The 23,227-nt window shown below is 49.4% G+C and carries 25 protein-coding genes and 1 tRNA gene; 16 read left to right on the top strand and 10 right to left on the bottom strand.

Going from position 1 to position 23,227, the window contains the following annotated elements; all coding sequences use genetic code 11:
- Nucleotides 1–187: 187 nt before the first annotated feature.
- Nucleotides 188–709 carry a hypothetical protein gene (locus AC0YNV_RS28450; RefSeq protein WP_210046079.1) on the bottom strand — a complete coding sequence of 174 codons (522 nt, stop codon included), beginning with the start codon at nucleotides 707–709 and terminating at the stop codon, nucleotides 188–190.
- A 116-nt stretch (nucleotides 710–825) separates the two neighbouring features.
- The gene (locus tag AC0YNV_RS28445; protein ID WP_475771050.1) at nucleotides 826–1,869 is read right to left on the bottom strand and encodes a CobW family GTP-binding protein; all 1,044 of its coding nucleotides are present in this window, start codon (nucleotides 1,867–1,869) and stop codon (nucleotides 826–828) included.
- A 173-nt stretch (nucleotides 1,870–2,042) separates the two neighbouring features.
- On the opposite strand from AC0YNV_RS28445, the gene AC0YNV_RS28440 reads away from it, so the two are divergent.
- The 4 genes from AC0YNV_RS28440 to AC0YNV_RS28425 all read left to right on the top strand — a co-directional run bounded on the left by AC0YNV_RS28440 (nucleotide 2,043) and on the right by AC0YNV_RS28425 (nucleotide 5,996).
- Entirely contained in the window at nucleotides 2,043–3,482 is a 1,440-nt protein-coding gene (locus tag AC0YNV_RS28440; RefSeq protein WP_379114279.1) for a spore germination protein, read from the top strand.
- Nucleotides 3,483–3,491: 9 nt separating this feature from the next.
- The gene (locus AC0YNV_RS28435) at nucleotides 3,492–4,586 is read left to right on the top strand and encodes a GerAB/ArcD/ProY family transporter (protein ID WP_475771049.1); all 1,095 of its coding nucleotides are present in this window, start codon (nucleotides 3,492–3,494) and stop codon (nucleotides 4,584–4,586) included.
- Nucleotides 4,583–5,701: a Ger(x)C family spore germination protein gene (locus AC0YNV_RS28430; protein WP_475771048.1), complete on the top strand. Its 1,119-nt coding sequence runs from the start codon at nucleotides 4,583–4,585 to the stop codon at nucleotides 5,699–5,701. The genes AC0YNV_RS28435 and AC0YNV_RS28430 overlap by 4 nt, the downstream gene beginning before the upstream one ends.
- 121 nt (nucleotides 5,702–5,822) lie before the next feature.
- Nucleotides 5,823–5,996 carry a hypothetical protein gene (locus tag AC0YNV_RS28425; RefSeq protein WP_475771047.1) on the top strand — a complete coding sequence of 58 codons (174 nt, stop codon included), beginning with the start codon at nucleotides 5,823–5,825 and terminating at the stop codon, nucleotides 5,994–5,996.
- Nucleotides 5,997–6,114: 118 nt separating this feature from the next.
- Here AC0YNV_RS28425 and AC0YNV_RS28420 read toward each other — a convergent pair whose 3' ends face one another.
- The 6 genes from AC0YNV_RS28420 to AC0YNV_RS28395 all read right to left on the bottom strand — a co-directional run bounded on the left by AC0YNV_RS28420 (nucleotide 6,115) and on the right by AC0YNV_RS28395 (nucleotide 8,705).
- Nucleotides 6,115–6,321: a hypothetical protein gene (locus AC0YNV_RS28420; protein WP_475771046.1), complete on the bottom strand. Its 207-nt coding sequence runs from the start codon at nucleotides 6,319–6,321 to the stop codon at nucleotides 6,115–6,117.
- Nucleotides 6,306–6,515, bottom strand: a complete 210-nt coding sequence (locus tag AC0YNV_RS28415) for a hypothetical protein (RefSeq protein WP_475771045.1) — start codon at nucleotides 6,513–6,515, stop codon at nucleotides 6,306–6,308. The genes AC0YNV_RS28420 and AC0YNV_RS28415 overlap by 16 nt, the downstream gene beginning before the upstream one ends.
- Nucleotides 6,516–6,517: 2 nt before the next feature.
- On the bottom strand, nucleotides 6,518–6,703 hold the full coding sequence (locus AC0YNV_RS28410) for a hypothetical protein (RefSeq protein ID WP_475771044.1): 186 nt from the start codon (nucleotides 6,701–6,703) through the stop codon (nucleotides 6,518–6,520).
- 5 nt (nucleotides 6,704–6,708) lie between these two features.
- On the bottom strand, nucleotides 6,709–6,990 hold the full coding sequence (locus AC0YNV_RS28405) for a hypothetical protein (RefSeq protein WP_210046070.1): 282 nt from the start codon (nucleotides 6,988–6,990) through the stop codon (nucleotides 6,709–6,711).
- 231 nt (nucleotides 6,991–7,221) lie between these two features.
- The gene (locus AC0YNV_RS28400; RefSeq protein WP_475771043.1) at nucleotides 7,222–7,650 is read right to left on the bottom strand and encodes a phage tail terminator family protein; all 429 of its coding nucleotides are present in this window, start codon (nucleotides 7,648–7,650) and stop codon (nucleotides 7,222–7,224) included.
- Nucleotides 7,651–8,051: 401 nt separating this feature from the next.
- The gene (locus AC0YNV_RS28395) at nucleotides 8,052–8,705 is read right to left on the bottom strand and encodes a DUF1492 domain-containing protein (protein ID WP_475771042.1); all 654 of its coding nucleotides are present in this window, start codon (nucleotides 8,703–8,705) and stop codon (nucleotides 8,052–8,054) included.
- Nucleotides 8,706–9,061: 356 nt separating this feature from the next.
- On the opposite strand from AC0YNV_RS28395, the gene AC0YNV_RS28390 reads away from it, so the two are divergent.
- The 4 genes from AC0YNV_RS28390 (at nucleotide 9,062) to AC0YNV_RS28375 (ending at nucleotide 12,099) form a co-directional block, all read left to right on the top strand.
- Entirely contained in the window at nucleotides 9,062–9,445 is a 384-nt protein-coding gene (locus tag AC0YNV_RS28390; RefSeq protein ID WP_210046054.1) for a helix-turn-helix domain-containing protein, read from the top strand.
- 24 nt (nucleotides 9,446–9,469) lie between these two features.
- Nucleotides 9,470–9,880, top strand: a complete 411-nt coding sequence (locus AC0YNV_RS28385; RefSeq protein WP_210046053.1) for an ImmA/IrrE family metallo-endopeptidase — start codon at nucleotides 9,470–9,472, stop codon at nucleotides 9,878–9,880.
- A 297-nt stretch (nucleotides 9,881–10,177) separates the two neighbouring features.
- Nucleotides 10,178–10,870, top strand: a complete 693-nt coding sequence (locus AC0YNV_RS28380) for a FadR/GntR family transcriptional regulator (RefSeq protein ID WP_475771041.1) — start codon at nucleotides 10,178–10,180, stop codon at nucleotides 10,868–10,870.
- Nucleotides 10,867–12,099 carry a CynX/NimT family MFS transporter gene (locus AC0YNV_RS28375; RefSeq protein WP_475771040.1) on the top strand — a complete coding sequence of 411 codons (1,233 nt, stop codon included), beginning with the start codon at nucleotides 10,867–10,869 and terminating at the stop codon, nucleotides 12,097–12,099. The genes AC0YNV_RS28380 and AC0YNV_RS28375 overlap by 4 nt, the downstream gene beginning before the upstream one ends.
- A gap of 321 nt (nucleotides 12,100–12,420) precedes the next feature.
- Here AC0YNV_RS28375 and AC0YNV_RS28370 read toward each other — a convergent pair whose 3' ends face one another.
- Nucleotides 12,421–12,663 carry a YolD-like family protein gene (locus AC0YNV_RS28370; RefSeq protein WP_210046050.1) on the bottom strand — a complete coding sequence of 81 codons (243 nt, stop codon included), beginning with the start codon at nucleotides 12,661–12,663 and terminating at the stop codon, nucleotides 12,421–12,423.
- A gap of 444 nt (nucleotides 12,664–13,107) precedes the next feature.
- On the opposite strand from AC0YNV_RS28370, the gene AC0YNV_RS28365 reads away from it, so the two are divergent.
- Nucleotides 13,108–13,353 carry a hypothetical protein gene (locus tag AC0YNV_RS28365; protein WP_210046049.1) on the top strand — a complete coding sequence of 82 codons (246 nt, stop codon included), beginning with the start codon at nucleotides 13,108–13,110 and terminating at the stop codon, nucleotides 13,351–13,353.
- Nucleotides 13,354–13,457: 104 nt separating this feature from the next.
- Here the strand turns inward: AC0YNV_RS28365 and AC0YNV_RS28360 are convergent.
- Nucleotides 13,458–13,534: transfer RNA gene (locus tag AC0YNV_RS28360), tRNA-Met, on the bottom strand.
- Between the two features lie 188 nt (nucleotides 13,535–13,722).
- Between AC0YNV_RS28360 and AC0YNV_RS28355 the strand changes: the two genes are divergently transcribed.
- The 7 genes from AC0YNV_RS28355 to AC0YNV_RS28325 all read left to right on the top strand — a co-directional run bounded on the left by AC0YNV_RS28355 (nucleotide 13,723) and on the right by AC0YNV_RS28325 (nucleotide 21,751).
- Nucleotides 13,723–14,178 (top strand): hypothetical protein, encoded by a 456-nt coding sequence (locus AC0YNV_RS28355; RefSeq protein ID WP_210046048.1) that lies wholly within the window; start codon nucleotides 13,723–13,725, stop codon nucleotides 14,176–14,178.
- Between the two features lie 341 nt (nucleotides 14,179–14,519).
- Nucleotides 14,520–16,835: a helix-turn-helix domain-containing protein gene (locus AC0YNV_RS28350; RefSeq protein WP_475771039.1), complete on the top strand. Its 2,316-nt coding sequence runs from the start codon at nucleotides 14,520–14,522 to the stop codon at nucleotides 16,833–16,835.
- Nucleotides 16,836–17,227: 392 nt separating this feature from the next.
- The gene (locus AC0YNV_RS28345; RefSeq protein WP_475771106.1) at nucleotides 17,228–18,148 is read left to right on the top strand and encodes an ABC transporter permease; all 921 of its coding nucleotides are present in this window, start codon (nucleotides 17,228–17,230) and stop codon (nucleotides 18,146–18,148) included.
- Between the two features lie 28 nt (nucleotides 18,149–18,176).
- Complete coding sequence (locus tag AC0YNV_RS28340) at nucleotides 18,177–19,073, top strand: carbohydrate ABC transporter permease (protein WP_475771038.1); 897 nt, start codon at nucleotides 18,177–18,179, stop codon at nucleotides 19,071–19,073.
- Nucleotides 19,074–19,181: 108 nt separating this feature from the next.
- Complete coding sequence (locus AC0YNV_RS28335; RefSeq protein ID WP_475771037.1) at nucleotides 19,182–20,879, top strand: extracellular solute-binding protein; 1,698 nt, start codon at nucleotides 19,182–19,184, stop codon at nucleotides 20,877–20,879.
- Between the two features lie 209 nt (nucleotides 20,880–21,088).
- Nucleotides 21,089–21,349, top strand: a complete 261-nt coding sequence (locus tag AC0YNV_RS28330; RefSeq protein ID WP_475771036.1) for a hypothetical protein — start codon at nucleotides 21,089–21,091, stop codon at nucleotides 21,347–21,349.
- Between the two features lie 276 nt (nucleotides 21,350–21,625).
- On the top strand, nucleotides 21,626–21,751 hold the full coding sequence (locus tag AC0YNV_RS28325; RefSeq protein ID WP_210046044.1) for a sporulation protein YjcZ: 126 nt from the start codon (nucleotides 21,626–21,628) through the stop codon (nucleotides 21,749–21,751).
- The last annotated feature ends 1,476 nt before the right edge of the window (nucleotides 21,752–23,227 follow it).

The following is a 23,227-nucleotide window of genomic DNA, read 5'->3' as shown; positions in this document are numbered from 1 at the left end:
CAGGATGAGGCAAGAATTGCTCCAGAAATCCATCCAGCCACCAGGAAGAACCGGCTGCCGCCGTCCTTTTGGCGGCGCAGTTCGCTTCTTCCACTTGACCTTATATATACTTACAGGCGTGAAACTTATACTTGCGATAAGGTAAATAAAAGCGCCCGGATTGCTCCAGGCGCTTCATACTGTTTACTTACTCGGCTGTCTTAAGCTTGTTAGGTTCAGGAGCCTCTGAACTAGTGCCGTGCTCCTGCTTCTCATGTTTATCCTTGCAGCGCTCGCGGATTTCCTGGCGGAGCTGCCTGGCATCCTTGCCTTCCGTGGCAATGCCCAGCTTCTTGGCAAATGCCTGCAGCTTCGCCAGATGCTTCGCCTTCTGTTCCGTCTCAAACCGTTTCCACTTGGCTTCGTCCGCCTTACGGGCAGCTTTGAGCTCCTCGCGCAGCTGATCGGCATCCTTGCCTGCGGTCTCAATACCAAAATACCGGGCGGCTTCGGTCAGCCTTCTCATCCGGTGCTTCTCGCGGTCACTCTCGCTGTATTTCCGGTGATCATGACCGTTGCTCCACTGCTCGTTTTTCCCGTTTTGCTCCTGCGAGGAGGAAGTGCTGAGCGGCGGTGTCAAGTCCGCAGCCTGGGCGAATGACGGCAGAGCCGCCGCCAGAATCATGCCGGCCGCTGCTGTTGCGATCCATTTGCTGTTCCACGCTATCATCGTTTCTGTCAGCTCCTTGTGAAGTTGGGTTGTCAATCACCTGGATAGTTTGTCCAACTTTACAGAGCTATAGTCAACTTTTTCCAAAGATCAGGGCATGGACCCAAGCTTCTTCCTCACTGCAGCTGTTCGAGCTCCTGCTCAAGCAAGCTCCTGGAGAAATGCTCCCCGATAAATACAGCCACATCATTCACTTTGCCCTGCGGCGTAATCCGCGTAAATTCCAGCTCCCGGTACGCATATTGAAATAAGAAGCGGCTGTTCGTGTCCGAGAAGGTAACAATACCCTTGGCCCGGTAAACCTCCTGCGGAAGCCTTGAGATAAGCTCTTCAAAGGAGTGGCTGTCGACCGGTCCCGCAAAATAATGGGTGAAGGACATCACATGCGCGTGTGATGCGTGAGCCTCTTGGGACTCGTCATCATGCGAATGGGAATGCTGCTCACCTTCATGATCATGCCCTTCAAGCCTGCAGTTTGCCCCGCAGACATGCTTCCCGTGCAGTTGACTGTACTCCGCGTCCGTGTGGTCCTTGGGCGACAGATCAAACATGTTCAGCTCGGTCATGCAGCGTACCGTCATGGTCAGCGGCGCATAGCCGTTAAGCTCGCGGATGAGCTGCTGAACCTCAATCAGCTCTTCGGGATTCAGCTTGTCGGCCTTGTTCACGATCAAATCGGTCGCGCAGCGGATCTGATCCTGCATCAGCTTGTAGGTTCTGCCGCCCCGCCGGCTGCGTACCAGCAGTTCCGGCCCGTCGACGACAGTCGCAATTGTCTGCAAATCGACCCGAATGAACAAAGCCGCTTCCGTCACCGCGTCGATGATTTCCATTGGATTGGCTGCCCCCGTCGATTCGATCAGCACCACATCGGGCTGATGCTCCTCAATCAACTGCTTCAGCTCGAGGCCCAGATCGCCTCTGATCGTACAGCAGATGCAGCCCCCGAGCATCTCCGCCATGGGCACATCATCGTCAATGAACTGACCGTCGAGGTTCACGTCTCCAAGCTCGTTCATAACAATAGCTGCTTTAATATCAGCTGCTTTATAGTAATCGATCACCCGATTCAACAGCGTTGTCTTGCCACTGCCGAGAAAGCCGGAGATCAGATGGATCGGAATCTTGTTTTGCTCATGGTGATGCCCGTTCATAGTCATAGCCGTTCATCCTTCCTCACTTGTCTAAAAAGCATTATATCGTAATTGTTACGTATATAACAGATGGTCAATAAATTCGCTAGTCGGCAAGCATGAATGTCTGCAAGAATAATTGACGGACGTTGAGGGGAAAATGAGGTTGCAATACCCACTTCCTTCCAAGGGGGCCAACGATGAGCGCTGCTTCCAACAACAATGACAAGCCTTCACTGGACAGGACGCTTCAGGAATTGCATAACTGTATGGATATCTTTCACCGCATGTTTCCGGGCAAGCCGGAGCTGCATATCGTGTACTTCTCTAATCTGGTGAATATGGACAGGCTTCATCATGACCTCGTAGCTCCGCTTGCCAGTGCCGCCGGCAATGAACAAATAGCTGCGATCCTGACGCAGGAGCATTCTCTCTTCGTGGCAGCTCAGGATCATCACACCTGCGTCAACGGCATTCTGGCCGGACAAGCGGCGGTCTTCTTCCGGGAAGAAGTCTATTTGATCGATCTGCTGAATTCATTCGGAAGATCGATTGAGCAATCCGAGACCGAAACGGTAATTGCCGGTCCGCATGATGGATTTGTGGAAAATATTACGGATAATCTGACCGTTATCCGCAGACGGATCCACAGCGCGCAGCTGAAAACCATTTCGCTCCAAGTGGGGGAAGTTACAAAAACACAAGTCATTGTCGCTTATATTGAAGGCATCGCCAATGACGAGCTGACAAACAAACTCATAGAACGGATCCGTGGCATTGAAATCGATGCTGTATTCGATACCAATATGCTTGTACAGATGATCGACGATAATCCGAATTCCGTCTTCCCGCAATTTCTGACGACTGAACGGCCGGATGCCATCTGCTCCAAGCTAACAGCAGGAAGGGTTATATGTCTGGTAGACGGCTCGCCCTCTGCATTCAGCTGTCCGACTTCATTCTTTGAATTTTTCACTTCGCCGGATGATTATTACCAGAGATGGCAGCTGGGAACCGCTCTGCGGCTGCTGCGGATTATCGGTTTTGTCGTCACCATCGGCTTTACGGCCCTCTATGTCTCGATAACGACGTTCCATTATGAAATGGTTCCTCATACGATGCTGCTTAATTTGACGGAATCGCGCAGCCGCGTTCCTTTCCCGCCACTCTATGAAGCGCTTCTGATGGAGATTACAATTGAGCTGCTTCGTGAAGCAGGCGCCAGACTGCCAACCAAAATCGGCCAAACGATCGGCATCGTCGGCGGTATTGTGATCGGCCAGGCCGCCGTCCAGGCAGGCTTCACCAGCAATATCCTGATCATTGCCGTCGCTTCTTCCGCGATCGCATCTTTCGTTATTCCGAGCTACATTATGAGCGCATCCATCCGGCTTATCCGCTTCGGACTGATTTTGCTTGCCGGGCTATTGGGCAATTTCGGGCTGGCTGCAGGAATTTGCTTTATCGTCATCCATCTGAGCGGCATCACGAATTTGGGAACCTCTTATTTGACTCCTCTAGCTCCGATTGCCAAGAAGGACTGGCTGGATACCTTTATACGTGGCCCCTTCTATGCTCTGCGCAGCCGTCCTTCCCAGGCGCAGACATCCAATAAGGTCAAAAATAAAATGCGAAAGTAGTGCCTTGCCTTGAATGAAAAGCTGAGTACATTTAACATTGCCCTATTAATCTACATGATCGAGCTTGATGTAACCATGTTCAGCATGCCCAGGCTTGTTGCGGAAAACATCGGAACCAACGGGTGGCTCGGTGTTATTCTGCTTTCATTTGCAGCCGCCGTTAATATCATGTTGATCCAGCTTGTCTACCGAATAGGCAGGGGACGCTCCGTGTTCGAGATTGCCGGGCATACGCTTCCCCGCTTCGTGCTGTATCCGGTCTATATTCTGCTTGCCTTGTTCTGGACGGCGCTCGGGAGCTTTATCTGCAAAAAATATGTTCTGATCTTTCAAATGCTATCTTTCCCCACAACGAACCCGATGCTGCTGTATGGGGTAATCGTCCTTCTGATGTTCTACTTGCTGACCAAGGGCATTTATAATATCGGGAAAGTGAGTACGATTTTTTTCCTTTTCACTATCGGTTTGATTTTTTTTATCTTTTATTATATTCCCAGCTGGCGGGTCGTTCGTTTTACGGAGTATTTTTTTCAAGAAACATCCGGAGGGCATGGTTGGGTCGGTTGGATTGAGGTATATACCATTTTTGTCGGATTTGAGCTGGCCCTGCTGCTTTTTCCGTTCACCAACAAGAAAAGCGGCTTGATCAAAGGGGTTTATGCCGGCCATTTCATTCATTTGTTCACGGTTCTGCTGCTGATTTTCACCTGCTTCGGCTTCTTCAGCTTCGAGCAGCTGAAGATCCTGATGTATCCCGTCATTAATCTGTTATCCTTTATTGAGCTTCCCTTTATTAACAGAGTCGAAAACCTGATCTATACCATATTCCTGTTTGCCAATCTGATCTCACTTGTCATGTTTACCTGGGCCGCCTTGATGAGTTTGAAACAAATATTCCCCGCAGCCAAAGCCGGAATTCTGGAGCTGGCATTAGCTGTATTGTCCTTCGGATTCGGATGCATCCCCCGCATCGCCCGGGAATCTGAACGGCTGCTGATCCTGGCTTATTATGCCGAGATTGCGTTATCATTCACAGCCCCTCTGGCTTTACTGCTGCTGTTAGCCTGGCAAGGCTTATTCCGCAGGAAGGGATCAATGCCATGAAAAAAGCCATCTTATGCCTGACTCTCTGCTTCTTCCTGACAGGCTGCAGGGACGAGAAAATTATTGAGCAAATGGGTTTTGCGCGCACCCTCGCTTACGATACGGCTAATCCGGATGGCAGCGGCAATTTGCTGCGGATCACGATCAGCATACCTCAGGCTCAGCCTCATCACACCCGAATCCTGCTGTCGACAACAGCAAGGTCGAGCAAGGAAGCCCGGCTCATCTTCACCCGGGAGAATAACCGGCAGGTAGTCAGCGGACAGCTTCGGACTGCTCTATTTGGCGAGAAATTGTCATCAATCGGGTTATGGCATCATGTGGACAGCCTTGTCCGCGATCCGTCCATCGGCAATACAGTGAGTGTGGTCGTCGTTGAAGGCGATGCCAACGATTTACTGGAAAGCGAATTCCCCCAGTACCCTTCGACCGGAGAATATATTGAAACTCTGATTCGCTCCGGCAGCCGTGCGAATGAAATCCCTTCGTCCAATCTGTATACCTTCACAAGAGATTTCATGGACAAGGGGATTGACCCTGTCGCTCCGATCCTTAAGGCATCGAAGGAAAGTATTAAACTTGATGGCTTGGCGCTGTTTCGGGAAGACCGGTATGTGGGAAAGGTTGAACCCCGGGACTCGCTGCTGATTGCCTCTATGATGGGCCGCGTTCATTCAGGAGAGCTGGCGATTCCGGTTCCTTCGGAGAATGGGGAAGAGAGCGATATTGTCATCATGAGCTTTATGTCCAGCAAACGAAAAATAACGATCAGCCACAAACAGCCCATTAAAAGCGGCTCCGACCTGAATGTGGTCGTTCATATGAAGCTGCGCGGCTCGCTGCTGGAATATACCGGCACTATGAAGCTTCAGGAAGCGGAGATTCAGAAAAAAATGGAAGCGATGATGAGTGCGTATCTGGAAAAGGAAGGAACCCGGATCATTAAGATGATGCAGCAGTTAAGCACGGATTCCCTGGGAATCGGTCAATATGCGCGAAATGAGATGAACTATGCCCAGTGGGAGCGTACCGACTGGCATGCTTTCTTTTCCCAGGCGAATATTAAGGTCGTCGCAGATGTAAAGATCAAGGATGTCGGAAAGGTGCAGCAGTGATGCTGCATCGTGGACCGCATGATCCCCAAACTGCAGCGTTTCACTGGAGAAATAGAGGTTTGCCTCTCCTGCCCGCTTCTATGTTATACTGCTAAAATATCCATGCAGGAGGGTTAATGAAATGAAAATTTATATCATTCTTTCGTTTAATGAAGATGGAATGGAAAATGTTTATGCAGGTACGGACGAGGAAAAGGCATTGTCCCTGAAGCCCGGGGATTTTGAGAACTGCGATGCTCTATTCGTGGAAATATGGGAAGACGGAGAGAAAACGGATGATTTTCGTCTGGAATGACGGGGACAGCAAAGCAGGATGAAATCATAAAAGAAATGGCAATAGTGCCTGGGGTGAAAATATTAGAAGAAGAGACGCTTCAGGCATGTTCAAAATGCTTGAAGCGTCTTTTTTGTATTCACCGGATTGCGATGCCAGCCGCTTTACGCACTTCATCCGCCAGGCGGTGAATTTCGGCGCGGGCTTGTGTATCTGTGGTCAGCTCGTAGATGCTGGCCAATAACCGGATGAGCGTATCCGCGTCCTTGGTGTTCATTTTAATGCTGCCCTCCTGGGGGACGGGAGAAGCGGTTATGGGGATGGCGCAGTCTAATCCTTCTGCCATGTATGTTCACCTACTCTCCGGGGTGGGTTGTTTGTTGAAGTCCAGTACGGCAGCATCGCCAGCAGAAACGCACTGACAATGCCCGATCTGATCCGCTCCTTGTAATAAGGGATTTGCGAGATCAGAATGAATGAGGCTGAAATGGTCGAGAAGGCATACAGAAGGAAAAGGGTCCAATCAATGAATAGAGACATGATCAATCCCCCTCCTTCTCGTAAACAAGATATTTGGCGAAATTGTTGTTTTTGACGATGTCCTGCAGCTCCTGCGATAAATGACGGTAACGATGAATGGATAACGATACGCTGATGGAGGCGTTGTTGAGATCATCCCGTTTGTCCCGAAATCGGGGGAGAAACCATTCCAACCATTTTAGAGGCATGCTTGTCATCCTCCCCTGTTGTCAGGGGTGTCCTTCTTGATATTTTTGAACCATTCGATCATCGGCGCCATCACACCTTCGCGTTCCTTGTCCAAAATCTCCTGCAGCCGGTCCCGGTCCTCTTCCGCCCTGTCCAGCAAACTGCGTGGCACCAAGTCACCACGGATAAGCATCCGGACGATATAGAGCACCACAATGAGCAGGACAATAGCCAGAATAAGTGAAAGGCCATACTTTTCCGCCAGCTGCGCAAGCTTTTCAATGGATGTCAATTGTTCCGGATCCATCCTGGTGACCTCCTCTTTAAATACAAAAAATAGCCTCACGTCAGTGGGGCTTAGATGGTTAATGAGACTTTTTGTTAGGTCTCAAAGGCTGTCCATTTGCATATCCGAGCTTACCCATAGTCCTCGCCGACTTCAATCGTGATCACGGTACCGGGTTCACCCCAAGACAGAGAGAGGGGCGGCCTTTCGAAAAGGTCAATACCGCAGGCGGATCATTGGTCATATTTCCGTTCATGACTTGGTCCCCTCCTTAATCTGCATGCTCTGCATAAGCGGTTCAATCGGCTTCTCCTGAATGACCGGAAAGACATAGTCGACTGAAAAATGCAGCATATTCTCTATCATTTCATGTTTCATATTCGTGCCGTGATAATAGGCCCCATCCATGCCGATAAGCGCCAGATGCTCATACAAGCTCTCGGCTATATCCCTCACCATTTCAGGTGTTTGGCCCCCAGCCTTATAACCAATATCGAAGGTATGCACCCGCCGGTACCGGTTGTTCAGCTCTTGAGTCTGCACGACCTTGACCAGCTTCACGATAAAGCACGGCTGCTGCTCGTCTTCATTCTCTTCCCCGTAAATCTCTATGTCCGGAAACCAACTTTCGAGATTCGCGAGAAGACCTTCATAAATCCGGTTGATCGTAACCAGAATCATCCCTTATTCTCCTTCCTTCCGCCCGATTCCCTGATTTTTGACGCTCACTCCTTTGCCGCCCGACTGCTGCTTGTGTGTCTCATCCCGGCCGATCATCCTCCTGTTTCCCATGATGGCTGATGCTTGCTTCTTCCGCCTAGTTTAACGCCATCCGACAGGGCCCTTTCGGCGAATAATCCCGCTTGTTGATTGGCTTCCCGCTTGTCCTTGCCTCGTTTGCTTCATTTGTTCATGTTATCATAATAACACGGTTTTACGAACAAATGTTCTCATATATGTCCAGATTTTGTCCAGCATATGCCTCCCACAGGGATGAAAAAAGACGAACAGTCCGCGACCGTCCGTCTTTTTGCTTTGCCCGATTCCGTTTTTCGCAAGCGGTGATCAAGGGTTCTGAATACTCATCTCCCAGCTTGCGGATGGTCCGGCGAACCTCCTGCTCCTGTGATCGCGCCGTACTCCTCAATGGATTTGCGCCTCCAACTGTAAAGCGTCGAACGGGAAACTCCCAGCTCGTCCATAATCGCCGATGCGTGCATATCCTCCATGAATTCCAGCCGCAGCAGCTGCCCATATTCAGGTTTATACTCACCCAGTACCTCGATCGCCCACTCGATCTGCTTCTTCTCCTGCTCGATCCTCTGCAGCTCGCTGATTCGCTCAATCACTTCATCGTAACCGCCGCGGGCGCCCGACCTTGCTTCAATGACCTTCTCAATCTTGCCCTTCAGCTCCCGCAGCAGCTTCTCGTCTTCCTCGTCTGCAGGACTGAGACCGCTAACCTCCCTCAGCTGACTGTGCGTTCCCGTCTTGTATTGGGTAAGGTAAGCATGGGCTGTCGTTTCCAGCTTCTGCTCCCGTTTGTTCAAATACATATAGGAAGGAAGCCCGCGCAGCTGACGGTGAAGCTCCTGAAGCTGATCATCCTGACGAAATGAACTGATATAGATCCCGTTGCCTACCGGCTGCTTCTCCAGCACCTTGATCCGGGCAGTCAATCGCTTGTAGGAGCGCAGCTGCTCGAGAGCTGTCTGCCCGTAGTAAAATTCTGTCATATTCTGATCTCTCCTTCCCCTTTGATTGATAATTAAATTATCATTATAGACAGCATTAATGAGCTATTTCGGGATAAAGGAACTTTCCTTCATCAAGAAAATCAATCTTCAGGTATCGTCAACTGAGGACTCGCAAAGAATTTGGAACAATCGCTAAAACCCTGTGGAAACGCTCATTTTCGATAAGAAGAAAATCCGGTTGACATCGAAAATAAAATTATCTATACTATTGAACAAGATAATTATTTTATCATTAAGAAGCAAATCAGGACCGGATCCTCGATCGGTAAGATTATTATAAAAGATAATTATTTTATCCGTCAAGCGATTTGGAAATATTGTTGGAGGTCATAAATATGAGTATGGGAGCAATGCTGATTCGCCTTCGGGAGGAAAAGGGCTTAACGCAGGCCGATGTCGCCGCGAAGCTCGGAATCAAGAGGGCCCGTTACAATGCCTGGGAGAATAATATCGCCAAGCCCCGTGTTGCGATGCTCAATCAATTGGCTAATTTCTATGGCGTAAATCCCGATTTTCTGCTAGGCTTTGAATCACACACCCCTCTTCCCGAGTGGGCAACCTCCAGGGACAAGCGCGATTTCAAGAAGATGCTGGAGGAAGACGAGGTCGTCATGTTCGACGGCGTGCCGATCAGCGATGTCGGGAAGCAGCGCGTCATGGACGTACTGACCGGGTTGTTCTGGGAAGCGAAGCAGATGAACAAGAGGAAGAAGAAATAACCGCTAACGATAAAAGGTGATGCCATGAATGAAATCATAACCAAACTCATCCGCCGGTTTCAGACCAACGATCCTTTTGAGATTGCGCGTGGGCTTGGAATTCATATCCGGTTTCTGGAGCTTGCGGAAGGCACCCGCGGCCTGTATTACAAGAAGCTGCGCAGGCGCTTTATTGTCATTAACGATCAGCTCGACGACAACTGGCAGCGCTTCGTCTGTGCCCACGAGCTGGCTCATGACCGTCTCCATCCCGGACTTAGCCGATTCTTGCTGGACGAGCAATCCTTCTATAATGTCGGAAAATACGAACGGCAGGCCAATAAATTTGCCGTCCGGCTGCTGACAGCCAGCAGTCCTCCTGTCAAAGGAGAAACGATTGAGAAGCTGCTGAAGCGCAACGGCATCCCTGAAGAGATGCAAAGCTTTTTCTACTAACAGCGGCAAGCTCGATCTCTTTTTATTTTGCATAAGGGATTGGCTGGCGACTTCGGCGGCGGCGCTCAAATTTTTCTTGCCTCTGCAATAACGCATGAAACTTAAAATTTTCCGATATTAACACACGCGCGAATGCTCAGCCATTGCGCGTGTTTTTATTTGCCTGATTTCCCGGTCTGATGCATAACAACCGGTATCGATACGCTGCATTCCTGAAACTCTCGATTTACATCCGCCGATAGATATGGTAATTTATAAACAACCAAACATCCTATGTTTAAGAATGAAGGTGTAAAGATGCTCCAACAACCAACCCGATTAACCCTTGTCGAGCAGGTAGCCCGTCAAATAGAAGCCATGATTGAATCCGGCGATTGGGCTGTAGGCACCCGCATACCGGCTGAACCGGAATTAATGACGCAGCTTCAGGTTAGCCGAAATACATTAAGAGAGGCAATCCGTGCGCTGATTCATGCCGGGCTGCTCAAGACGCGGCAGGGTGACGGAACCTATGTCAGCTCCTCCAGCGCCTTGGGCTCACTCATTCAGCGGCGGGTCCTTCGATCCGATCTGCTGCAAACGCTGGAGGTTCGGCATGCGCTGGAAAGAGAAGCGGCGTACCTTGCAGCCACCCGCCGTAATGACATGGATATTAAAACCATCAGCTCCCATCTGGATGCCTGTCAGAGAGCTGTTCGGAACCAGGACCAGAATGCCTATATCTCTGCGGATATTCTGCTGCACCAAGCGATCATAGCAGCAGCCCATAATGACGTACTGATGGACTTGTACAGCCATATCAGCGGGGCTTTGCAGCAATCCATTACCTATCTGGTTGAGCTGCGGAGCCGGAATTTGCATGAAGAATTTCATCAACAGCTGGTTGAAGCCATTATTGCCGGGGATGCCGATAAGGCAGTCGAAGCGGTACAGTTATATATCAAGCAGTCCCGAATTGATCTGGAGAGCCCAGTGGAGGAATCACCATGAGCACAGGCAATGAACTAAGGCTGCATCCATCGCAATTGGAATCTGCCAGCCGCACGCAAGGAAGTCTGTTGATCCTCGGTTTTATTTTTATAGCCGTAAATATGCGGGCGCCTCTAACCTCCGTTGGTCCGCTGATCGGATCAATCCGCGATTCCTTGGGAATCTCCAGCACCCTTGCCGGCAGCATTACGACGTTACCTCTGCTTGCCTTTGCCTTATTATCGCCATTTGCTCCTGCGCTGGCCCGTCGTTACGGGATGGAACGGGTGCTCCTGTATGCTCTGTTTGCGCTTGTTCTGGGCACAGCTTTGAGATCGGCCACCAATGGACTTGGCGCCTTGTTCGGAGGTACTATTCTGATCGGGCTTGCCATCGCGGTTTGCAATGTCCTGCTGCCAAGTCTGATCAAACGGGAGTATCCGCATAAAATCGGGATGATGACGGGAATATATTCGGTTTCGATGAATTTATGCGGGGCGATCGCAACCGGGATCAGCGTCCCCTTGGCCAGTCATATTTGGCTGGGCTGGAGAGGGGTACTTGGCTTCTGGGGGATTCTTGCCTTGATTGCCATATTAATCTGGCTGCCTCAGCTGCACAGCCGCCGGGCTTCATCTCCTGCAGCATCCGGTGCCGCCATGCCGCAAGGGAATATATGGCGGTCTCCGCTCGCCTGGAAGGTAACCTTATTCATGGGGCTGCAGTCGCTTATTTTCTATATCACCTTAACCTGGCTGCCGGAAATCCTTGTGGAGCGGGGAATGAGCTCAAGTACAGCAGGCTGGATGCTATCGCTTATGCAGTTCGCTCTTCTTCCCTGCACATTCATTGTTCCGATTCTGGCCGGGCGGATGAAGAACCAGCAGCCCCTTGTGATCGTATGCGCCTTATTATATCTGATCGGTTTTGGCGGACTTTTCTTTCGAAATATTAGCCTGGTTCCGCTTTGGGCAATCATTCTTGGCATTGCCGGAGGCATCTCTTTCAGCCTGGCCATGATGTTCTTCAGCCTGCGCACCAGACATGCCCAAGAAGCAGCCCGCCTGTCCGGGATGGCGCAGTCTGTCGGGTATTTGCTCGCTGCAATTGGCCCGGTCCTGTTCGGCATGCTTCATGATATGCTCGGCAGCTGGACATCTCCCCTGTTGATGCTGGTCACTGCCAGTGTTCTGATCGCTGTTTTTGGCATGGGTGCGTCAAGGAATCAATACATTGGGGAGACCAATTAATACATCTTGTCCCTCTCTTGAAATATTTCTTAATCTAAATGTCATATCCCCTTCATCTGATTTTAAGATTAGCCGCCTATAATAAGAACTAACAACCCCCCTTTATTAATATAGAACGACTTGGACCCGCATATGATGCGGGTCACTTTTTTTATAGCAGAAAGGAACGGCTGTCTCTGTCCTTTGGCGGCGCAGTCAGTTTCTTCCCTTAGACCTTATATAGCAATCGAAAATGGTGAAACTTTTAATTTCCATAAGTCAAAAAAGCCATTTCCACAAAAGGGAGAATGGCTTCATTCACGAGTATGACCTTATTATGATTCAGCTGGCATTCTCCACATTCATAATGTCCAAAAAAGGAACCTTCGTAATTTCACCAAGATTCTCCATATGTACAAGCCTCGTCCGGGCATCCATTAAAACAATTCTGCCTTGAACTTTGTTCTCCCAACCCCATACCGTCAACAACAGCTCCGAATCCTCCTGCTTGGCTTCTGTAAGCCTCTCACCGAGCTCTTCGAGCTGAAACTCATCTCTTGTTGGCCTTTTTGGCGCTTTAGCCATGCCTGTCCATTCCTCTCTGTCACTAAATTTACTCTGCAGGTTCCAATAAAAAAAGAAACAGGCCGCTTCCCCGACTAAGGTTTGCAGCCCATCAACGTCGTTTTGTCATTCCCGGATTTCTTGCTGTCGCTGGCCTCGGGCGGTACACAGCAGCTTTTGCCTGACGATCTGCCATTATAAATTTCCTACCCTTAACATTACCATAATAATTAGCAAGAAGAAACGGCTTCGCCGTCCACCGGCAGCGTATATTTAGTTTAAGCAAAGTATGGACCAAATTTTATACTTTCTACTATTTTGATAAAGAATAAATAATGATACGCTATCCAAAGAGGCCGTACTGCAGAAAATCCTTTGTTTTCCGCATCCATTTGTGACATCATAAAGCATGACGAAGAAACCGGCTGTCCATCAGGCTGGTTTGAGGTCGGAAGGAAGATGATCATGGACGACATAAAATCTGTAACGGTAGAGTTCAATGGCAACACGTACAAATTGCTGGCCGATCCTGATATAACGGGACGGCTGCTGACAGAAGGCAGATTTCAGGCTAACGATCATGAATTTTCTGTGCATGCTGTCGACCGTGAGGGAAAGGATTGCCATATTTATTGGATTCTGCCGGTAGTTGATGGCGTTGCCATTGACTCACTGAACTGGGCGCATATTGACCGCGTCGAGTATGACTAACCGCCAGAGCTTCAGATTGCCCATTGTTTAATCAAATGACGAAGAAATCCCCGATCAGCTTAGGGGCTGAACGGGGATTATGTTATGACCATTCATTTAAAAATTGGTTGCGGGGGCAGGATTTGAACCTGCGGCCTTCGGGTTATGAGCCCGACGAGCTACCGGGCTGCTCCACCCCGCGTCATTGCTTCATCCGGTTTTACCGGGAGATCATAGTATAACCCATATCATCTGAATAAGCAAATGATATCTTCAATTTCTTTTCGACTCCTGATACCTGCTTAGGCCACAGCCCATTTTGAACCAGGCAGGTATCACGATCTGTTCATTGTGAATAGGCTAAGTCATCAAAGTATTGGAGGTTGAACAATGGCGATCCATCCTTATGCATATCCATATTTCCGATATCCACAGCCTTATTTTCAGCCCTATTACGCACACCCCCCCGTCCATCCATACCCGTATCATCCCTGGGTATATCCTACTGGACGCGAGCCCTATTGGAACCAAGTAGGAGGACATGGGATCGGGTTTAACGCGGATGGCCATCTTGGACCATTCGGCGCCGGCATTCATGCTGGCGGTCATCTTGGCAGCGGATATGGGGCCCCTCTCTCACCGGATGGCAGCCTTGATCCGCAGGCAGCCGGCAATTTTGGCGGCGGATATGGCTTGGGCATTAATGCCGGCGGCCACATTGGCGGCGATAAAGGATTAGGCGTGCAGGCAGGCGGTCATCTCGGCACCCATGGGGTTGGCGTCCAGGCTGGCGGGAATATTGCCGGTCATGGAGTTGGTATGAACACCGGCTTCAATTGGGGTTAAGCTCTCCTCTATATTCCTGTTAGAGCGCCTGCAGCGGCGCTCTTTTTTCTTTCTCATATTGCTTGCAGCCTGACCATAGTACCGGTTTTTCGCCAATTTGCGACATTCTTAATCGGCCAATCATCATCTTCATGGAAGCACCGTAATGAGTGCATATGTAATAGAAGCTTCGCGTTCCCTGCCGTTTTTTCTTCGAAAACAGGGCGTTGAGCCTTCTCATGGCTTGTGTCTTGCGAACGAATCGTGATAAGTTGCGCATGATCGTCTATAATAGGGGTAGAGAACTACGGACCGCAGTCATGCAAGCGCTTAATTTTTGTTTTCGGGGGGAGCTACATACAATGAGAGGGGCAACATTTTCTCCGATGTTTCGCAGATTTCTGATTTCATATTTAATCGTGCTCCTGCTTCCCAACGTAGCCGGCTATATGTCCTACAGAGCTTCCGTTAAGGTAGCGGGGACCAGTTCTGTCGAGAACAGCCGTGCGCTGCTCAACCAGAGCAAGGAAATTCTCGAAACCCGTCTCAACGAGGTGGAGGCCTTTACCAAGCAGCTGGCCATCAATAAGGACCTGAATCTGATCATGACAGAGAAGAATCAGCACGATGCCAATAATGTATTCGGGCTGCTCGGCATGTCGAAGGACATTGCCAACTATACAAGGGCCAATGATTTTCTGCAGAACTTCTATATCTATCTGGACAACTATAATGTTGTCCTGACGGCGGATTCCTTGTATTATCGGCCGGAGCATTTCTACGAGCTGAATCACTATAAAGATATGACTTTCGAGCAGTGGAAGACGACGATTTTGGATAAATTCCACGAAAATGAAATTATCCCTCTCCGCCCCTATATCAAGAGCAGCGCGCAGAACTCGGACATCACGTTCCAGAGCTCGGTCATTACATTCATCCAGTCGCTGCCAATCAACAGCTTGAATAAACCGCGGGCAACCGTTGTCGTGACGATAGACGAACAGAAGATCGGCCGGCTGCTAAGCGGCATGTTCGGGCAAAATGGAGGCTGGGGCTTCATAACCGACAACAAGGGCAACACCCTTATTTCCCAAGGCATCGATGACGCGTCGATTAAGAAGCTGTCTCATATCCCTTCGGGGCAAGCGGGCGACCTGGATACCCTTGAGAACGGAATGCTTCTCATTACCGTGCAATCGGCCACAACTGGCTGGCTGTATACCGCTGGCATTCCTGAAGAGATGGTCATGCAGCAGGCCAACCAGATCAAGTATGTGACCTGGATGTTCACGGCAGGCGCTCTGATAATCGGTCTGCTGATTATATTGATGCTCGCTTACCGCAATACGGCTCCGATCGCCCGGCTGCTTAGCGTCTTTAAGGACCAGGCCGAGTCCGGGTCCGGCCGCTACAAGAATGAGTACGATTTTCTGTCAGGCAATATTTCGAATCTGATCGACAACAACAAGCTGCTCGAGTCGGAGCTGAACAAGCAGCTGCCCCTGCTGCGCGACGCCTTCATCAAGCGGCTTCTGGTAGGCGAATTTTATTCGCTGGACGAGATCGAGGCGGTTTCATCCCAGGCAGGCATCAGTGTGGGTTCCGCACAAGGTCATGTTTGCGTTATAAAGCTGAACGGTTATGGAGAAATCGACAACGAGGAAATCATTCATGAATTAAGCCTCGCCCGGCTGCTGCTCAAGAAGCTGCTCCAGGAAGAGGATGAAGAGCTGCTCGTGACCGACCTAGGCTCGGATAAAATCGCCCTTCTGTACCCTCGGAAAGCGGAGCCTCAGGATGAAGCCGACAATTTGGTTGAGAGCCGGATGACACAGCTGGCCGAAGAGATATTCAACCAATACAGGCTTACTGTGAGTATCGGCATCGGCAATCCCTACCAGACGCTAAGAGATATAAGCCGTTCGTTCGACGAGGCGCAGCAGGCATCGGAATATGCCGTGTATGGCGGTGAAAGAAGAGTGGTATGGTACCTTGATACAGCCAGAGAAACATCGATGTACTATTACCCCATCGATACCCAGCAGCGACTGCTGAACACGCTGAAGGTTGGTGAATACGACGAAGCCAAACGGATTCTGGATCAGATCCTGCTCAAAAACTTCGAGGAGCGCGAGCTTTCCTATGATATGAGGCAGCAGCTGATCGTCGAGCTCAAGGGAACGATCCTCAAGCTGATGGATCAGAAGTCGTTTCAGGATGAGGCGTTTAACGAGTCGGTCAGAAATGAAATTGCACAAATTCAACCACTTGATGCGGTTGAACAGCTCAGAAGCCGGCTCGATACGCTGATGAGGAATATATGCAGCGCGATCGCCAAGCAAAAATCCGACGATGTCGATGAAACGATCCGCGCCATCATGGTCCATATCCAAAATCAATATACGGATCCGGATCTAACATTGTACCGGATTGCCGAATCGGTGCAGCGTCCGGAGCGGTTCATCTCCCATCTGTTCAAGGAGCAAACCGGAGAGAACCTCTCCGATTATCTCGAACGGATCAGGATGAACAAAGCTTCCGATCTGCTGATCCAAAACGAGCTGACGATCGATGAAATTTCTGCGCAGGTAGGCTATAACAGCGCGCATTCCTTCCGGAGAGCGTTCAAGCGCGTCAAGGGGGTAGCTCCAAGCGCCTACCGGCAAACATCGGAATAGCATGATCGCCAAAGCCTGTCCAACCTATGGACAGGCTTTTCTTTGTCCTTGCAGAATCACAATTATCCATTCTGAAGGTCTAATGGAAGTACCGGCGCTTGCCGCCTAAGGACGGCGACTGCCGTTCCTTCTTTTGCCCTTGTTTCCGGTGCAAAATGTACGCTTCCGGGGAACTGTACGCTCGAATATTCTGCGCAATTGTACGCTGATTTAGACGGATTTGTACCTTTACGGGCCATTGATGAAATCGGTATCATTTGAGGTGGGCAAGAGAAGAAAGCGTTCACAACAGAGCTGCGGCACGAACATATTCTATTGCCGCTGCGAATCAAGGGGGGATTCATCTGGGCACGATAACAGCAGCAAATCAAGAGAAAACGAAGTCGCGGGGGATGCTCTCCAACCTGGGAACCATGGCGGGTCGGAGCTTAAGAAAGCACTGGCAGCTCTACCTGCTGGTCATTCCTCCATTGCTTTATTTTGTTATTTTCAAGTATATCCCGATGTTCAACGCGGTGCTGGCCTTTAAGGATTACAATGTTCTCAAGGGCATTTGGGGCAGTCCATGGGTCGGGACCAAATATTTTGAGCAGTTCTTTCATAATCCAGTGTTCATGACGCTGCTGAAAAACACCTTGCTAATGTCCTTGTATTTGCTGGTTATCAGCTTTCCGATACCGATCATACTGGCGCTGGCGCTCAATGAAGTGAAAAGCGCGGGATTCAAGCGCGTCGTACAATTGGTCACCTACGCGCCTTACTTTATTTCCACTGTCGTCATGGTATCCATCATTATGCTGTTTCTTGCTCCAAGCACGGGGCTTGTCAATAAAATTCTCGAAGCGACCGGTTCCGAATCCATCAATTTTCTAGGCAATTCGGGCATGTTCCGTTCGATCTATGTCTGGTCGGACATTTGGCAGACCGCGGGCTATTCCGCCGTTATTTATTTGGCAGCGCTTGCGGGTGTCGATCCCTCTCTCTACGAGGCGGCCAAGGTTGACGGCGCTTCGCGCATCCAGAAAATTTGGAATGTGGATGTACCGGGGATTTTGCCTGCAGCCGTCATTATCCTCATTCTGAATGTCGGCAATATGATGGCGATCGGATTTGAGAAAATTTATTTGCTGCAAAATCCGTTGAACACGACGACATCCGAAATTATTTCCACCTATGTGTACAAGATCGGACTGCTCAACGCGAACTACAGCTTCGCGACGGCGGTCGGACTGTTCAACTCCGTTATCAATCTGGTTCTGCTTATAATGGTCAATACGATTGCCAAACGACTCTCCAACAACAGCCTTTGGTAGAGGCTTCGTACAGAAAGGAGCCATTGCTATGGCGAGCATAAGACATACCGTCCGCGAGTCGTTGGGAGACCGGATGTTTCTCGGACTGATTTATCTGTTTCTAATTCTAGTTCTGGTCGCAACGCTTTATCCGCTTATTTTTATTATCAGTTCATCATTCAGCAGCCCCTCTGCCGTATCGGGCGGCCGTGTATGGCTGTGGCCGGTGGAAGCGACCTTTGCCGGCTACAAGGCGGCGTTCCAGAACAGCCAGATCGTGACGGGTTATGCAAACTCATTGTTCTATACCGTTGCCGGCACGCTGATCAGCGTCGTGCTGACGACCATGATCGCCTACCCGCTGTCGCGAAAAACATTCTTCGGGCGCAGCGGACTGATGATGTTTATCGTATTCACCATGCTGTTCAACGGCGGTCTCATTCCGACCTATCTGGTGGTCAAAGCCGTCGGCTTAATCGATACACGCTGGGCTCTGCTGCTGCCCAATGCAATCTGGGTATGGCAGGTTATCATCGCCCGGACGTTCTTCGCCACCTCCATTCCCGACGAGCTGGCGGAGGCCGCAGAGATTGACGGCTGCAGCGACCTGCGCTTCATATTCAGCATTGTTCTGCCGCTTTCCAAACCGATTCTCGCCGTATTGACGTTAATGTACGCTGTCGGACAATGGAACGCCTATTTCGACGCCCTGATTTATTTGAAATCCAACAGTCTGTTTCCACTGCAGCTGTTCCTCCGGTCGATCCTAATTCTGAATGCGAATACCGGCACCTTAGGAGCGGGAGAAATTGCCGAGAAGCAGCAGTTGGCCAGTTTGATGAAGTATTCAATCATCGTCGTGTCCAGCTTGCCGGTGCTGATTTTGTACCCGTTTGTTCAGCGCTATTTTGTCCAGGGAATGCTGATCGGCTCCGTGAAGGGCTGATGCCATGGCACTCATCCGGACCTCCCTTGAAAGGGGGAATGCTTATGTAGCTGGAGATTTGCGGATCATTCCGTATCCATTCATCTTAAAAAAGGGAGAGGTTGCATTTTGAAAAAGAAGTGGACAATAGCCGCAGCATGCGTGTTGGCTTTTAGCATTATCCTGGCCGGTTGCTCCAAGGATACCAATACGGGAACAAACGGAGGCGCTGCTGCCAATACGCCGTCTACAGGCACTGCCGAAGCGCCGACAGCCGAGAATCCGGTAACGATCAAAGTATTTGCAAATGAAGATACGGTTAACAACCAGAATCTGGAGACCAATGAATTTACAAAGCTTGTTGAAAAACAGCAAAACATTAAATTCGAATGGACGACAGTGCCTTTTGACGGCGCTCCTGAAAAAAGACAAATTTCGCTGGCAAGCGGCGATTATCCTGATCTGTATCTGCTTGTGGCCTATATCGACCATTTCAGCCAAAACGATCTGCTGCGCTATGGTCAACAGGGCGTTATCCTGCCGCTGAACGATCTGATCGATCAATATGCTCCGAATCTGAAGAAGACGCTTGATGAAAATCCGGACTACAAAGCAATGAATACGGCACCGGACGGCAAAATTTACGGCATCAACGGGCTTAGTGCCTGCTACCACTGTTCCTTCCCGAACAAAATGTGGGTTAACAGCTCATGGATGAAGAAGCTGGGCATCGAGACACCGAAGACGCCTGAAGATTTCAAGAAAATGCTGGAAGCCTTCAAGAACGACGATCCGAACGGCAACGGAAAAAAAGACGAAGTGCCTCTTAGCGGTTCAACAGAAACCTTTGGCGTACATGTCATTCCCTATTTGATGAATGCCTTCATCTACGATGACGACCACACCTACCTGACGATGAAAGACGGAAAAGTGGATCTCGCAGCCAATAAACCCGAATGGAAAGAAGGCCTTGCCTACATCAAGTCACTGTATGATGATGGGCTGATCGATCCAGGCGCATTCACACAAAACGCCGACGCTTTCAAGAAAATCGGCGAAAATGCCGACGGTCAAATTCTCGGTGCTGGTGCAGCCATGCACCCCGCAATTTTCCTGGATATCGCCGACGGCAACCGCAATTCCAAGGATTATGATTCGATTCCCCCTCTGACCGGACCAAACGGTATAAACTATGCGACCATCCAGTATACCGGCAACCAGGGGGCATCATTTGTGCTCACGAACAAAGCGAGCGAGGAAGCGCAAATCGCCGCTGTTAAGATGCTTGATTCCATCTACACCTTCGACGGTCAAATACAGGCGAATGCCGGTATCGAAGGCACCGACTGGCGGAAGCCGCAGGACGGAGAGAAAGCGCTCGACAGCACTGTTCAGCCGCTATGGGTAACGCTCCCGCAGAAGAGCGGCGAGAAGCCGCGCAACAACTCGTGGGGCTCGCTGGGTCAATACGATCTGGATGCCGCATTCCGCAACTCACAGGTGCAGTCAACGGATATCTATAATGATGACGGCTACGAGCGCAGATTGTTCGACGCCACCAAAAACAACTATGACGGCAAGCAGCCGGCTGAAATATTCCCTTACTGGGGCGTCTGGATCGATCCGGCTTCCGCCGATCAGGCTGGCATGCTGCAAACGAATATCACCACCTACATCGATCAAAACGCCCTGCAGTTCATCACAGGCGGCAAGAGCCTCGATAAAGACTGGGATGCGTACATCAAAGGATTTGACGGTCTGGATCTGACGAACTATCTGGACATCATGCAAAAATCATACGATTCCTCCGCCTTTTCGAAGAAATAAGATTAATCAAGAGGAACAGGCTGACGCTCGTCTTTTGGATCATGACAGATAAAAACATTTGAGGCTTTTTGCATAAGTTCAATCGAACTTGTGCAAGAAGCCTCTTTTTGTGTTTCTTTAAAGTCTCGCAATATTCAATCCTTGGCCTATCACATTATCGATCTACTTTGCATTTAATATAGAGCAACTAATAGAAAAGAGGTGATTGTATGGCTTGTGCAAGAGCTATTCCTCAGCCCGATTTAGTATTGATCAGTTGGACAAGAAACCCTCTGGTTCCCGGTTCAGCCCGCCGCATTATTTCTGCTCGCGTTATTGGCAGCGCAGTACCGTGCAGAGCAAGTCTGGTACCAAATGGATTGCTTATCAATGCTCTGAACTGTTTATTAGACAATGATATTGGATTCAAGATTGTATTCCGTAAAAAAACTTCAAATATCAGCGGATATTTGCTGCTGCAGCGCAACTAGTTGTTTTTTAATGGGGCAGCGAATCCGCTGCTCCCTTTTGTATTTGCGCTGATGATTTCCTGATGCCCACGGTATCAAAATCTGTTTCCAACATAACAAGTTACTTATAATTCACGAAAATACATGTATGGATTAACAAGTATCTCCCTTGCTCCTCCAGTATTAATTCCCTGCGGTTTCCATCTTGGGCTAATGCCACTCCGTAACAACTGCCCACTCATACCCGGGTACATGTGCATAAGTTAAAGAGTACCGAAAAACAAGGAGGTGCTTTGGATGTCCGGTGTAGTTGGCGGCGTTGGCTATGGTGGATTTGGCACAGGGATTGGCATTATTCTCGTACTCTTTATCTTGCTTGTCATAATCGCATGCAGCTGTGGAGTTGGAAAATTCGGTTATTAATTTAAGCTTTGGAACGTAAACCTCCGATCACGTTCCGGACTTGCAAAACTTCCCCTAAAAAGACCCGCCTTGCGGGTCTTTTTTTACCTTTCCAACACTTATATCCTTGCTTGCTGAGGCTGGCATGCCTCATCCCCTAATAATGGAGCGGCTCGGATCCGCTAAAAAAGGCTTTACTGCCAAGGAATGTGACCTTTTCGCGACTTTCACGTCCTCTCGGACTGTCTTGGAGTCGTGATGTGATGCATTTAACCGGCTGCAGCTTTATATGATCAATCTTCTTAATTGCCTTTAAAATACCGCACCCGGCATGCCCCCTTTCAACAAAAAAAGCCGCAAGAGCGGCTCTTGATAAAGTGATCTACAACAGGGTGCGATGACTCACGCCCTCTTGTAAAAAACTTTGGGGCATCAAACCCCACCTCACACCAAACTCTTGACGACTGGCGTCTAAGGTCATATGATCTATAACCCACAGCATGTCCGAGTCATACATATGATAAAGGTACAGTAGGTATCACCCGGAGCGCTTCGCTCCTTTATGATCCAACTGTACCTCTTAGGTATAGACAGCTGTGGACACTACTTTTACATAAAATGGACATTTTCATTTAAAGATAAAGCAGTGAGTTCGCTACAGACTCAATACCTTCTGTAATTTTCCAATCAATGGTCATTGCAATAATCCCAACCGGAGAATCGTAGAATGGTAGCAGCTCGTGAGTTCCCTCTTAGAAAACGGTATTCGATGACACTTTTCACATCAAAATCAACAATTTGATTGACTGCCCTCTCAACATTCCGGGTGCATTGTCGGGCACTTTTATAAGCAGCCACCTGTTTATCTGTTTCAGGAGGAGTGCTTTCAAAGTCATCAACAATACCCTTCAAACGTCTATACCTTGAAGTAACGACTTAGCCATATCTATATCGCTTGAATCCCCGAGTACCGTTCCCCAACGTGCCGGGGGTTTTTCAGTTTGCTTCATAGCCAGCTTATAACCCGAACCTTAGGCAAACACCATTCCGTAACAAACATCCAATCATGTTGAGTTAGGCATGCATAATTTAAAGCGTACCCAAACTCAAGGAGGTGATCTTAATGAGTTGTGGTGGCGTTGTTGGTGGTGTCGGTACTGGCTCAGGAATCGGATTTATCCTCGTACTCTTTATCTTGCTGGTCATTATCGCTTGCAGTTGTGGCAGATTCGGTTATTAAATAAAGCTTCGGAGCGTATCCGCCTATACATTCCGGACATGTGAAACTCCTCCTTAAAAGACCCGGATTACGGGTCTTTTGCCATGTTGATTATCATCCGCACTGTTGGTGGTTTGGCTTATGTTCTTCGATATTCATTGTGTTGTATGGAACAATTCATTTCCTAGTTCAGTCGAATGGCATAATCATAGTTGTCATCTTCGCTTGACGGCGGCCCCGCAAACGGTGGCTTATACCCGTAATGCGCCTCGAACGTG

It is taken from the genome of Paenibacillus sp. JT31N11 (assembly GCF_056269285.1).
This window is presented reverse-complemented; position numbering and strand designations above follow the sequence as displayed.

Bases quoted from the DNA above. Each gene is read 5' to 3' on its own strand.
- AC0YNV_RS28450 (WP_210046079.1), bottom strand. From the start codon at position 709: ATGATAGCGTGGAACAGCAAATGGATCGCAACAGCAGCGGCCGGCATG.
- AC0YNV_RS28445 (WP_475771050.1), bottom strand. From the start codon at position 1,869: ATGACTATGAACGGGCATCACCATGAGCAAAACAAGATTCCGATCCAT.
- AC0YNV_RS28440 (WP_379114279.1), top strand. From the start codon at position 2,043: ATGAGCGCTGCTTCCAACAACAATGACAAGCCTTCACTGGACAGGACG.
- AC0YNV_RS28430 (WP_475771048.1), top strand. From the start codon at position 4,583: ATGAAAAAAGCCATCTTATGCCTGACTCTCTGCTTCTTCCTGACAGGC.
- AC0YNV_RS28425 (WP_475771047.1), top strand. From the start codon at position 5,823: ATGAAAATTTATATCATTCTTTCGTTTAATGAAGATGGAATGGAAAAT.
- AC0YNV_RS28420 (WP_475771046.1), bottom strand. From the start codon at position 6,321: ATGGCAGAAGGATTAGACTGCGCCATCCCCATAACCGCTTCTCCCGTC.
- AC0YNV_RS28415 (WP_475771045.1), bottom strand. From the start codon at position 6,515: ATGTCTCTATTCATTGATTGGACCCTTTTCCTTCTGTATGCCTTCTCG.
- AC0YNV_RS28410 (WP_475771044.1), bottom strand. From the start codon at position 6,703: ATGCCTCTAAAATGGTTGGAATGGTTTCTCCCCCGATTTCGGGACAAA.
- AC0YNV_RS28405 (WP_210046070.1), bottom strand. From the start codon at position 6,990: ATGGATCCGGAACAATTGACATCCATTGAAAAGCTTGCGCAGCTGGCG.
- AC0YNV_RS28400 (WP_475771043.1), bottom strand. From the start codon at position 7,650: ATGATTCTGGTTACGATCAACCGGATTTATGAAGGTCTTCTCGCGAAT.
- AC0YNV_RS28395 (WP_475771042.1), bottom strand. From the start codon at position 8,705: ATGACAGAATTTTACTACGGGCAGACAGCTCTCGAGCAGCTGCGCTCC.
- AC0YNV_RS28390 (WP_210046054.1), top strand. From the start codon at position 9,062: ATGAGTATGGGAGCAATGCTGATTCGCCTTCGGGAGGAAAAGGGCTTA.
- AC0YNV_RS28385 (WP_210046053.1), top strand. From the start codon at position 9,470: ATGAATGAAATCATAACCAAACTCATCCGCCGGTTTCAGACCAACGAT.
- AC0YNV_RS28380 (WP_475771041.1), top strand. From the start codon at position 10,178: ATGCTCCAACAACCAACCCGATTAACCCTTGTCGAGCAGGTAGCCCGT.
- AC0YNV_RS28375 (WP_475771040.1), top strand. From the start codon at position 10,867: ATGAGCACAGGCAATGAACTAAGGCTGCATCCATCGCAATTGGAATCT.
- AC0YNV_RS28370 (WP_210046050.1), bottom strand. From the start codon at position 12,663: ATGGCTAAAGCGCCAAAAAGGCCAACAAGAGATGAGTTTCAGCTCGAA.
- AC0YNV_RS28365 (WP_210046049.1), top strand. From the start codon at position 13,108: ATGGACGACATAAAATCTGTAACGGTAGAGTTCAATGGCAACACGTAC.
- AC0YNV_RS28355 (WP_210046048.1), top strand. From the start codon at position 13,723: ATGGCGATCCATCCTTATGCATATCCATATTTCCGATATCCACAGCCT.
- AC0YNV_RS28350 (WP_475771039.1), top strand. From the start codon at position 14,520: ATGAGAGGGGCAACATTTTCTCCGATGTTTCGCAGATTTCTGATTTCA.
- AC0YNV_RS28345 (WP_475771106.1), top strand. From the start codon at position 17,228: ATGCTCTCCAACCTGGGAACCATGGCGGGTCGGAGCTTAAGAAAGCAC.
- AC0YNV_RS28340 (WP_475771038.1), top strand. From the start codon at position 18,177: ATGGCGAGCATAAGACATACCGTCCGCGAGTCGTTGGGAGACCGGATG.
- AC0YNV_RS28330 (WP_475771036.1), top strand. From the start codon at position 21,089: ATGGCTTGTGCAAGAGCTATTCCTCAGCCCGATTTAGTATTGATCAGT.
- AC0YNV_RS28325 (WP_210046044.1), top strand. From the start codon at position 21,626: ATGTCCGGTGTAGTTGGCGGCGTTGGCTATGGTGGATTTGGCACAGGG.